The organism is Roseateles sp. (genome assembly GCF_044373315.1).
In the GTDB taxonomy this organism is placed as follows: domain Bacteria; phylum Pseudomonadota; class Gammaproteobacteria; order Burkholderiales; family Burkholderiaceae_C; genus JACDQM01.
On record NZ_JBILQK010000102.1, the window covers coordinates 1 to 10,713 of the forward strand.

General features: G+C 64.3%; 13 protein-coding genes. 10 read left to right on the forward strand and 3 right to left on the reverse strand.

Features of this window, described 5'->3' with window-relative positions; translation table 11 throughout:
* Positions 1–108: 108 nt before the first annotated feature.
* Positions 109–876 carry a hypothetical protein gene (locus ACIQ67_RS17100; protein ID WP_397535582.1) on the reverse strand — a complete coding sequence of 256 codons (768 nt, stop codon included), beginning with the start codon at positions 874–876 and terminating at the stop codon, positions 109–111.
* A 9-nt stretch (positions 877–885) separates the two neighbouring features.
* Positions 886–1,386 (reverse strand): nuclear transport factor 2 family protein, encoded by a 501-nt coding sequence (locus ACIQ67_RS17105; protein ID WP_397535583.1) that lies wholly within the window; start codon positions 1,384–1,386, stop codon positions 886–888.
* A gap of 239 nt (positions 1,387–1,625) precedes the next feature.
* Here ACIQ67_RS17105 and ACIQ67_RS17110 point away from each other — a divergent pair, with 239 nt between their 5' ends.
* Positions 1,626–2,528 (forward strand): LysR substrate-binding domain-containing protein, encoded by a 903-nt coding sequence (locus tag ACIQ67_RS17110; RefSeq protein WP_397535584.1) that lies wholly within the window; start codon positions 1,626–1,628, stop codon positions 2,526–2,528.
* Positions 2,529–2,869: 341 nt separating this feature from the next.
* Here ACIQ67_RS17110 and ACIQ67_RS17115 read toward each other — a convergent pair whose 3' ends face one another.
* Positions 2,870–3,832, reverse strand: a complete 963-nt coding sequence (locus tag ACIQ67_RS17115; protein WP_397535585.1) for a helix-turn-helix domain-containing protein — start codon at positions 3,830–3,832, stop codon at positions 2,870–2,872.
* A gap of 112 nt (positions 3,833–3,944) precedes the next feature.
* Between ACIQ67_RS17115 and ACIQ67_RS17120 the strand changes: the two genes are divergently transcribed.
* From ACIQ67_RS17120 to ACIQ67_RS17160, 9 genes are all read left to right on the forward strand, one after another.
* Positions 3,945–4,337 carry a hypothetical protein gene (locus tag ACIQ67_RS17120; protein WP_397535586.1) on the forward strand — a complete coding sequence of 131 codons (393 nt, stop codon included), beginning with the start codon at positions 3,945–3,947 and terminating at the stop codon, positions 4,335–4,337.
* Between the two features lie 122 nt (positions 4,338–4,459).
* Positions 4,460–5,890 carry an aldehyde dehydrogenase family protein gene (locus ACIQ67_RS17125; protein ID WP_397535587.1) on the forward strand — a complete coding sequence of 477 codons (1,431 nt, stop codon included), beginning with the start codon at positions 4,460–4,462 and terminating at the stop codon, positions 5,888–5,890.
* A gap of 141 nt (positions 5,891–6,031) precedes the next feature.
* Positions 6,032–7,237: an amine dehydrogenase large subunit gene (locus tag ACIQ67_RS17130; protein WP_397535588.1), complete on the forward strand. Its 1,206-nt coding sequence runs from the start codon at positions 6,032–6,034 to the stop codon at positions 7,235–7,237.
* A gap of 27 nt (positions 7,238–7,264) precedes the next feature.
* A complete protein-coding gene (locus ACIQ67_RS17135) occupies positions 7,265–7,807 on the forward strand; it encodes a MauE/DoxX family redox-associated membrane protein (RefSeq protein WP_397535589.1) in 543 nt (180 codons plus the stop codon).
* Positions 7,804–8,394: a methylamine dehydrogenase accessory protein MauD gene (gene mauD, locus ACIQ67_RS17140; RefSeq protein WP_397535590.1), complete on the forward strand. Its 591-nt coding sequence runs from the start codon at positions 7,804–7,806 to the stop codon at positions 8,392–8,394. Before ACIQ67_RS17135 ends, mauD begins: the two co-directional genes overlap by 4 nt.
* Before the next feature lie 40 nt (positions 8,395–8,434).
* Positions 8,435–8,983 carry a methylamine dehydrogenase light chain gene (locus tag ACIQ67_RS17145; RefSeq protein ID WP_397535591.1) on the forward strand — a complete coding sequence of 183 codons (549 nt, stop codon included), beginning with the start codon at positions 8,435–8,437 and terminating at the stop codon, positions 8,981–8,983.
* A 2-nt stretch (positions 8,984–8,985) separates the two neighbouring features.
* Positions 8,986–9,456, forward strand: a complete 471-nt coding sequence (locus tag ACIQ67_RS17150) for a c-type cytochrome (RefSeq protein WP_397535592.1) — start codon at positions 8,986–8,988, stop codon at positions 9,454–9,456.
* A gap of 6 nt (positions 9,457–9,462) precedes the next feature.
* Positions 9,463–9,957 carry a c-type cytochrome gene (locus ACIQ67_RS17155; protein WP_397535593.1) on the forward strand — a complete coding sequence of 165 codons (495 nt, stop codon included), beginning with the start codon at positions 9,463–9,465 and terminating at the stop codon, positions 9,955–9,957.
* 49 nt (positions 9,958–10,006) lie between these two features.
* On the forward strand, positions 10,007–10,713 hold a 707-nt coding region (locus tag ACIQ67_RS17160; RefSeq protein WP_397535594.1), incomplete at its 3' end, for a DUF1329 domain-containing protein.

Here is a 10,713-nt window from a genome sequence, read left to right on the forward strand (position 1 = left end):
CAGCGCACAGCGCACAGCGCACAGCGCACAGCGCTGGAGTGAAGACCATCTCCCGCGGCAATCTTCCTCGGGGTCGCGCCGCTTTCAGCCACCGGCTACAAAAGGGCTTCAACCAACTGGCGTGACGCTGAGATTGGTAAAGTGCCCCCTGGTGCCGTCGTCTACCCACAATCCGATGCGACCAGTGCGGCCAGCGTACTTGAGGTCCTCGACGACCAGCACCGTGGCACCATCCACCTGTACCTGGGCGCGACTGCCTTTGATGTCAAGGCGAAGCCGGTGCCATCGACCCGGCGCTAACGGCGCGGCCTTCTCGTAGCGGCCAGGAAAACGTGAGCGCGACACGTCGAAGTGGAAGTCCGGATGCGCCACGTACTGCACGGCGCGCACGTTTCGCGGCGGTGGCGGTGGCGGGTCGTTGAGCGTGCCATTGGTCATCCGCAAGTACACGGCCTCATAGGTCTGCGCGTCGCTCGACAGATGAAAGGCCACTCCGACAAAGGCGCGCGAGTCTGCCACGCCCCGGCCCGTGAGTTCGCCCGCGATATCGACTTCGATCACGCCATCGGTGAAAGGGCCTTCCCGGATAGCGTAGCTGGGCGCATTGCCCGCGCCGCCGGCCAGCATGCGTCGCTGCACCTCGTCAGTCAGTTCCACCGTGATGCACGGGCGACCGCCGAACTCGCTCGCGCTGACCTTCACCTGGTTGGCCGTGTACCCATTCAGCAGCGCAGACGAATCGCCTGCTGTGCCCGAGCTCAGCGCGCTGGCGGCGGACCACAGCGCGGGGCTGGCCGTCAACAATCCCGCTTTGACGATGAGGCCCAGGGCCTCGCGGCGTTGCCCGGTGTCGCCCAGGCGTTCGATATTGCTCATAGCCTCAACTTAGAACATCGTGTTGCGATTCTTCGACGTGGCCGGCACAGCTTGTTCGACGTCCCAGTGCTGGACGATCTTGCCGCCTTCGACGCGGAAGATATCGACCACGGCTGAACCCCGATCCGCTGGATCAGCAGGGTTCTCCTGGCAGTGGTTGTGAACGGCGACCAGCGGCCCTTCAGCAATCGCGCGTTTGATGTGGCAGCGGTAGTTGCTCTTCTCCACAAAGGCGGCGAAGCCCTTGATGAAGGCCTCGCGGCCGTCCTCGCCGTTGGGATTGTGCTGCGTGTACTGCGTCGGCGAGATGTACTTCATCGCCGCCTCGATAGGCTTGCGCTTGACGAACGCCAGTTCGAAGAATTCGACCACGATCTCTTTGGGCGTGGCGCCTGCTGCACGCGCGGGCACTGTGCCAAAAGCAAGAACTGTGGCGGTTACTAGGGCAAGAATTGAAGGACCGTGGGGAAGGGCACGCATGCTAAGTCTCGGGTAAAGGATGAGGGTCACACGCGCACGCTCTAAGGTATCTGGAGCATGTCCCTGACGACGCTGCCCTGCCTGAGGATGGTCAATGCGCCCTGACGGTTGAAAGGCGGTTGCGAATTTCCTGTGGGTTGCAGTGGTGGTAGCTCTGGCAGGGCCAACAAGCACAGCGGCAGCGTTAGAAGACCTGGTGTTTGCAGTTCATAGGGCGTGACTTTAGTGTGGCTTCGCTCAATACTGCATGCGTACAACTCACCTGTGATATGCGCAAAATCGATGCCTTGGGCCTTGACCTGAACCTGTTGATCGCGTTGCACCACTTGCTGCAGCATCGTCAGGTCGCCGCTGCAGCGTTGGCTTGCGGCGTCACGCCGTCTGCAATGAGCCGAGCCCTGACCCGGCTGCGAGCGGCATTCGATGATCCCTTGCTGTGCGCCGTGGGTCGTACCTTGGTGCCTACCAGCCGCGCGCTGGTCGTGGGCCCGGAGCTGGCGGAAATTCTGCAACGCGTGCGGGCGCTCAGTGCGCCCACTTTGTTTGATCCGGCGACCAGCGAACGTGTGTTTCGCATCGCTTGTACCGACTATGAGATCAACGTCCTGTTGACCCCGTTGGTGAAGCGATTGCGCCTGGTGGCACCTGGCTTGAGCTTTCACTTGCTCAATGGCGGCGATCTCGGCGTCGACAGTGTTCAGGGCGATGCCGAACTCGCCCTGCTGTCACCGGACGGGACCTACCCTTGGGCCAAACGGCGCCTGTTGTTGCAAGAGCAATTCAAGACGCTGGTACCCAAAGCAGCGCTGCCACTGACACTTAAGCGCTACCTTGGCATGCAGCATGTGTTGCTGGCGACAGGGGAAGCAGAGCCCAATCCGACGGACGCAACGTTAGGCATGCACCAGCGCAAGATTGCTTGTCGCGCCAGGAGTTTCTCCAGCGCCATCGAACTGGCCTGCGCCGGGCACTGGGCCTTCAATGCTCCGCTGAGGCTCCTCAAGAACATGCCATTGCCAGACCACATGACGGTGGTACAACCAACACTGGCGATACCAGGTTTCGAGGTGGCTATGTACTGGCATCCGAAAGAGGACAAAGACCCAGGGTTGCAATGGTTGCGCCAACGCATCGTGGAGGTTGCTGGCAAGGTGGACCGTAGGTCAGCTTGAACCGAGACTGTCCGTCGACGATTCCCATCCTCGTTCGAGCCTTTGGGTTCCCTTGATTGCGCTCCATCGGCAGCTCTCTGACTACAGAATCGAATCAACGTATGGCGATTCAGGGTCGGCAGCACTCGTTCGAAGACCAATGCGGCGGTCGTTGCCCCTCGCAGTCGGATGTCGGCGCCGCTCATTCACAATCTTGGATCGCTACATGCACCGGTTGCGCAAGAAGCGGCCTCCTGGCCCAGCGCGCCTCGCGACCAGTCGGGGCATCGGTTACTGAGTGGAGATGGAAAGCGTGCATCAGCTTTCGCGGCGCCAGGATGACTCGGTGCCCGCTCGGGAACTCAGCTGCCGGTAAAAGTCCGACGCCAAGCTGTTGGTGTCACGCCGAACGCGCTGCGGAACTGCTGTCGAAACGACACGGGTGAGCCAAAGCCCGCCAGTTCGGCAATGTGTTCGACGGATTGATCCGAAGCTTCCAGCAGGCGCTGGGCGAGCGACAGTCGCTCCCCGAGCAACCACTGCTGCACCGTGGTTCCAGTCAACTGCCGGAAGTGCCGCGTGAAGGTGCGGCGGCTCATGGCCGCAAGGGCCGCCAGACTGTCCAGCGTGTGCGCTTCGCTAAGCGAGGCTCGCACCTTGTCCAGCAGAAACGACAAGCGCGAGTCGCGCGTCGAACTCGGAAGTGGCTGTTCAATGAATTGCGCCTGCCCGCCCTGGCGGTGAGGCGGCACCACCAGCCGCCGCGCCACGCTGTTGGCCGCTGCCGCTCCGTGCCGCTGGCGCAACAGGTGCAGGCAACAGTCAATGCCGGCGGCCGTACCGGCGGAGGTGACGATGTCGCCCTCATCGACGTACAGCACGTCGGGGTCCACCCGCACGTTCGGAAAGCGCTGCGCAAAGTCGGCGGTACAGGACCAGTGTGTGGTGGCCGCGCGGCCTTCCAGCAGACCTGCCGCACCCAGCACGTAGGCGCCTAGACAGAGCCCAACGACTTTGGCGCCGCGCCGGTGCGCCATTACGAGGGCCTTCAGCAAAGGCTCCGGGGGACGCTCGGCCGGATCGCGCCAACTGGGGACGATGATGATTTCAGCTCGCCTGAGCGCATCCAGGCCATGCACGACCCCGACCGCGAACCCCGCCGTCGTGCGCAGTGTGCCGGCTTCGCCGGCGCACACCTTCAGGTCGAACGTTGGCACGCCGGGATGCGCGTCGCCGAAAACCACGCAGGGCACCGAGAGGTGAAAGGGACTGACGCGATCGAAAGCGACGACGGCGACGACGGGAAGCTTCTGGCGTGTACTCATCTCGACAGATCCGAAGGGGTTGACCCGATTCCATCGAAGTATGGCATCCAGGCCACTCGCGTGAACAGTCAGCGAGCCCAAGAATGTCGCACTCGTCATGGAAGGAAAGTCAATGAACTCGAAGATCCTCAACCTCTCGCTCTGGGCCGGCGTGGCCTATTTCTGTTGCATGGCCGTAGCGCACTTCTTCGGTCTGAAGTACCCGCTGGTCTTCGTCTATTACGACGTGCCATTCCACGCCTATCAGGACAAGATCATCTCGTTCGCGGTCGTGGCCTACATCTGCCTCTTCTACACGGCCGCGACGATCCGGGCCGCCGTGCCCGCCGCGCTGGTGGCCTTGAGCGTGACGGTCCTGGGCCTGTCGGCGGTGAACCTGTCGGACGCTCTGCAATCGGTTCTCGCCGGCCGCCCGACCACGATGTACTGGGCTCAGACCGGCTTGATCGCCGGCTACCTCGCGTGGCTGGTGGTGCTCCACATCCGAGCCAAGGCCGATGCGTAGGGAGTCGGTGGCGCGGGTTTTCCCGCTGCGAATGTACGCGATGGATTAATCGAGACGAGATCTCGAAACTGTCGTAACTGCATTGGCGACGCTTCCGCCGCAGTCGAACCTGGAGTATCTCGATGAAGAGCTTTGCAAACACCGTCAACGGTCGCGCCGTCAGTTCAGTCAATGGGTTTGAGTCGAAGAACCCTGCTACCGGCGAGGTGCTGGGCCTCGTACCGAATTCCAGCGCCGAGCAGGTGGCACAGGCTGTGGCGGCCGCCAGGGCGGCGCAGCCCGGCTGGGCCGCGCGGCCCGACGCCGAGCGCAAGGCGTTGATGATGAAGGTGGCCGAGGTCATCAAGGGCAGCGCGGAGTACCTGGCCGAGTGGGTCACGCGCGAACAAGGCAAGCCGCTGGGCGGCGTCGGCCCGGACCAGGTACCGGGCGCACGCTTCGAGCTCTGGGGGTGCGAGGTCTGGACGCAGGTGCCTGCAAGCCTGGACCTGCCGGTGGACGTGGTGTTCGAGGACGCCACCCGCCGCGACGAGGTGCATCGCAAGCCCTTCGGCGTGATTGCCGCGATCGCGCCCTGGAACTGGCCGCTTCTCATCGCCATCTGGCAAATCATTCCATCTATCCGGGCTGGCAATACGGTGGTTATCAAGCCCTCGGAGTACACGAGCATCGGCACGCTCGAACTTGTGCGACTGATGGCCGAGGCGCTTCCGCCCGGCGTGATCAACACCGTCAGCGGCGGTGGTGAGGTGGGTGGCTTCCTGGTTGAGAACGCCGACGTGGACAAGATCATGTTCACCGGTTCCGGGGCCACCGGCGCCCGCATCGCGGCGGCTGCGGCCAAGAACCTGACCCCCACCACGATGGAGCTCGGCGGCAATGACGCGGCCATCGTGCTGCCCGACGCCGACCCAAAGGCGATGGCGATGGGTTTGTTCTGGGGCGCATTCCTCAACATGGGCCAGACCTGTGCCTGCGCGAAGCGGCTGTACGTGCCGGAGAGCCTGCATGACGCCGTGGTCGCGGAGCTGAAGGCTCTGGCAGAAGCGATGCCAATGGGCAATGGCATGGACGCCGGCATCGCAATGGGCCCGATCCAGAACCGCATGCAGTACGACAAGGTTGTGTCGCTGGTGGAACAGGCCAAGGCCGGCGGAGCCACGATCGTCTGCGGCGGCAAGCCCGAAGAGGGGCCGGGCTACTTCTATCCGCTCACGCTAGTTACGAATATCGCCGACGGTGCCGCCCTGGTGGACCAGGAGCAGTTCGGCCCGGTGCTGCCGATCATTAAGTACAAGGACGTCGAGTCTGCAATCGCCAGCGCCAATCGGCTCGATGCCGGGCTCGGGGCCTCCGTCTGGTCGGCTGACATCGAGCAGGCCAAGGCCGTGGCGTCGCGCATCCAGGCCGGAACGGTGTGGATCAACCAGCACGGGGCGATCCATCCGATGGTGCCCTTCGGCGGCGTGAAGGGTTCTGGCTGGGGCGTCGAGTTCGGCACCGATGGCCTGAAGGCAGTCACTCAACCCCAGGTCATCAGCATCAAGAAGTAGACGGGTGCGTCCCCTAGGTTTTCCCTCGGGTTGGCGCAGGTCAATTTGCCGTTGCGTGCTACCGCGAGAAGGCCCCAGTTTCGAGAATCCGTCAAACCGACTGAGTCGGTGCGCACGACGGCGCCATCCAGGAGTATGTTCATGATCGCCCTTGCTTTTGCCAGCCGTTCGACATGGCGCCAAGCGGCAGCTGTGGTCTGTAGCGCGGCCCTCGGCCTTTCCGGGCCAGCCTTGGCCGCGCCGGCCAAGCCACAAGCCCCGGAGTTGCCAGCGGAAACGCTGGTGCCATCGACGCTGGAGTCGGCGCCCGCTGAGCGCGTGTATGTGGCCGACATTGCCATCAACACCATCATCGACGGACGCCTGCGCATCTTTGACGCGGTCAAGGGTCGCTTCCTCGGTCAGCTGCACACCGGCTATGCCGGCATGTTCGCGCTCAGCGCTAGGTCCGACGAGATCTACGTCGCCACGACTTATCTCAGCCGTGGCGGACGCGGAGAGCGGACCGACGTTCTCGAGGTCTGGGACAGCACGACGCTGGGCATCAAGTACGAAGTGTTGCTGCCGCCGCGCCGTGCACAGGCACTGAACTACCGCGGGCTGATCAGCGTCACCGCCAACGGGCGATTTGTGCTTGTGCAGAACGCCACACCGGCCACCTCGATTACCGTGGTCGACCTCACCGAGCGCAAGGTCGTGACGGAGGTGCCGACGCCTGGTTGCTGGGGCACGTTGCCCGCGGCGGGGCATCCGTCCCGGTTTGCCATGCTGTGTGGGGATGGCAAGGTCGCGACGGTCACGCTCGACGACAAGGGGCAGGTGGTTGACCGGCAGGCGAGCGAGAAGGTTTTCGATGCCGACAACGACGCGTGGTTCCACCATGCCGAGCGCCTGGGCGACCGCTACTTCTTCGTCTCGTTCAAGGGCGGGCTGCACGAAGTGGACGTCGGTGGACCGATGGCGGTCCTGAAGTCGTCGCGCAGCCTGGTCAACGACGCTCAACGCAAGCAAGGCTGGCGCCCCGGCGGCTACCAGCTCTTTGCGGTCCATCCGACCGGACGCTGGGCCGTAGTGGCGATGCACGAAAAGGGTGGCGAGGGCTCCCACAAGTTCCCTGCCAAGCAGCTTTGGTTCGTGGACCTGGGCAGCGGCAAGCGAATCGCCACCGCCCCGGGGCACGGCACGGCGTCCATTACCTTCTCGCGCTCCGGGCAGCGACTGCAGGCGCTGGATGGCCTGACCGGCGCCTTGAGGACGTGGCAGTGGAACGACGGCAAGCCCTTGAAGCTGATGGCGACCGTGGCCCCGGCTGGCGCCGCCGCGTTGCAGCTTGAGTCGCATGACTGAGGCCGCGGTGGTGGCCAGGAGGTCGGCATGAATCCGGTACTCGATCCCTTGTTCGTCTGGATTGCGATCGCCAGCATGGCGGTGCTCATGGGACACGCGGCCATCGTGAAGGTCCAGGATCTGGCGTTGTGGTCCCAGCACCTGGCGGCGTACGGTGTTCCGGGCTGGGCCTGCAGCCTGGCCTTCTGGATGTTGCCGTTCGCCGAGGCGCTTGGCGCTGCGCTGCTGCTGACACCCTGGCGCTGGATCGGGGCCGGACTGGCTGCTTGCCTGCTGCTGCTGTACGGCGCGGCGATGGCCTTGCAGCTGATTCAGGGGCGCACGCCGGACTGCGGATGCGGCGGTGAGGCGATTCCGGTGTCCTGGGCCTTGGTCGCTCGCAACCTGGTACTGGTGTGCGTGGCACTGACCGCCGGCTTGCCCATGTCGGAGCGTTCACTGGATGGTGGCGACTACCTGGTAGTCGCTGCGGCGGTCGTCCTCGCTACCTTGATTAATGCCGCGTTCCACCAGGTGTTGCGCCACCGCACAACGCCCCGATCGACGAATGCACTTTGGAGAACCCGATGAATGCGTTGACTGCTTCCGTGATCCTGTTGTGGCTGGCCGTGATCGTGCTGGGCGTGATGCTCTGGGCACTGTCTCGGCAGGTGGGCGTGCTCTTCGAGCGTGTCGCCCCGATGGGGGCGCTCGTCACCGACTCCGGGCCTGCAGTCGGCGAGGCATCGCCGGCTTTTCAGCTCACAGGGATCCAGTCGGAGCCGGTGACGCTTGGAGGACCTGCAGACCGTCCGAAGCTCGTCTTCTTCCTCTCGCCCACTTGCCCTATCTGCAAGAAGCTGATCCCTGTGCTCAAGACCTTGCAGCGCGATGAGCGCCGTCAATGGGATGTGGTGCTGGCCAGTGATGGCGAGCAAGCCAGCCATCTGCGCTTCGTCCGCGAACAGGGTCTCGAGAACTTACCCTATGTGCTCTCCACGGAGCTGGGGATGACCTATCGCGTCTCGCGTCTGCCCTACGCCGTGGTGCTGGATCAGGCGGGCACCGTGGTGTCCAAGGGGCTCGTCAATTCGCGCGAACAGCTGGACAGCCTGCTGAACGCGCACGACATGGGCGCACCCTCCATCCAGCAGTACCTGGGCAACGCCACCGCCTGAAGCTGGGGCCCCCCACGCATTCCAAACACCAGGAGTCAGCATGAGCTGGATCACCGACTTTATTGACAAGCAAACCGAGCGTGCCGTTCGCAAGGTGGCGCACCGGCACGGGCGACGCAGTGCCTTGGCGCGCATCGGAACCGGACTCATTGGCGGTGCCTTGCTGCCCATGCTGCCGTTTGATCGTAGCGGCCAGTTCGGGTCGGCACACGCCGCCGGTGGGGGAGGCGCGAAGGCCGGCGGCGCGGCGACCGAGGATGCGACCAAGTGCGAATACTGGCGCTATTGCGCGATTGACGGGTTCCTGTGCACGTGCTGCGGCGGAAGCCTGACGAGTTGCCCCGCCGGCACGGAGCCTTCCAAAGTTTCCTGGGTGGGCACCTGCCTGAACCCGAAGGACGGACGGCAGTACCTCATCTCCTACAACGACTGCTGCGGCATCAACTCGTGCGGCAACTGTCTGTGCAACAACAACGAGCGCGAGCGGCCCGGATATCGCCTGGGGGTGCACAACGACATCAACTGGTGCATGGCCAACAACAATTCGATGTTCCATTGCACGACCTCCATCATCGTCGGGGTGGCATGAGCATGCAGCGCAAGCTCGTCTTGATGACCATGCGGCGCACGCTGGTCTTGGTGAACCTGGCGCTGTCCGCCCTTGGCGCGGCAAATGCGCAGCCCACCGGGCCTTCTCTCTATTCGCAGCACTGTGCCGCCTGCCATCAAGCCGACGCCACGGGCACGGTGGGGCTGGCGCCAACGATCAAGGGCGATCACTGGCGGAAGTTGGGCTCCGAGCGCGCCTATCTGGCCACCGTTCTAGTGCACGGGATGTCGGGGCCGATCAAGATCGCGGGACAGACGTTCGTAGGCAGCATGCCGGGGTTCGGGGCGTCGCTGGATGACGCTTCGCTGGCCTTGATCGCCACGCACGTGCGGACCTTGCAGGGTGCTGTCGAGCCTGCTCCGTACACCGCCGATGAGATCCGCGCGGTGCGTGCGGCTGGTGGCAGCGCGCCGCAGACCCGCCAGATGCGGCGTCAGATCCTCGGCGAATGATGAGCCATGCTGAGGCATCTTTACACCGTCCTCCTGCTGGCGCTGCCGCTGGCCAACGCCCATGCGCTGGGCGGTCAGAACATGGTTCTCGGGCGCATGGTGCCGGCGCGCGGCGATGCGCCTTCCGTGGCGACCACCACGCATGCCCGCGCGCACTACGTGCTGCACTGCGCCGGCTGCCATGGGTTCGATGGTTCGGGCGCACAGGCCGGCCAGGTACCGGACATGCGGCGCCTGGGGCAGTTTCTTCGGGTGCCTGGCGGACGTGAGTTCATCGTCAGTGTTCCGGGTGTGATGGGTTCGGGCCTCAGCGATGAGCAGATCGCCGAAGTGACGAACTGGATGCTGGGAGGCATGGCTCGGAGTTCGGTGCCTGAAGGCACGCCGCCTTACACGGCCGCAGAAGTGACGCGAGCGCGCTCCAGGACGCTGCTGGACGTCGCCGCGGCCCGAAGGCAACTTGTTTTGGAAGCCCGGGCCAGGGGCCTGGCGATTGACTGAGTGGTCGAAGACGAGTCTGCCGGCACCGCTGGCGTGAAAGGTAAGTGACATGACAAACTGGGACAGAATCTGGGCCACGACAACGCTTGCCGTTGCCGGCGCGATCCCACTCACGGCCTTGGCCGCGACCGAGGCGCAGGCGCAAGCCCTTGGCACAACGCTGACGCCCATGGGCGCCGAGAAAGCCGGCAACAAGGATGGCAGCATCCCGGCGTGGACGGGGGGCGACGTCAAGGCACCCGCAGGTTGGAAGCCCGGGGCTGTCCGGCCCGACCCTTACGCTGCCGACAAGCTGCTGTTCACCGTCGACGCGGGCAACGCCGATCGCTACAAAGACCGCCTGAGCGAGGGTCAGCTTGCGCTGCTGAAACAGCTCAAGGGCTACAAGATGGACGTGTACCCCACGCGGCGCAGCTGTGGCTACCCGCAGCAGGTGTACGACAACACCCGCAAGAACGCTACCGGCGCCAAGCTCGCAGCTACAGGCTTCGACCTGGGGCAGGCGGTCACCGGCGGCATCCCTTTCCCGATCCCGACCAACGGGGCCGAAGCCATGTGGAACTTCAAGATGCGCTGGGTCGGCGAAGGCCGCATCGAACGTTATTCCACCGTCTTCTCGCAACCCGGCGACGGCAAGTTCGTGCCGCTGGTGCAAGACCAGTGGACGGCCACGCCGCTGGGCAACCTGGCGGGCAAGTCCGCCACCGAAGGCGATGGCATCGAATGGATGCTGCTCAATGAGGTGGTTACGCCTGC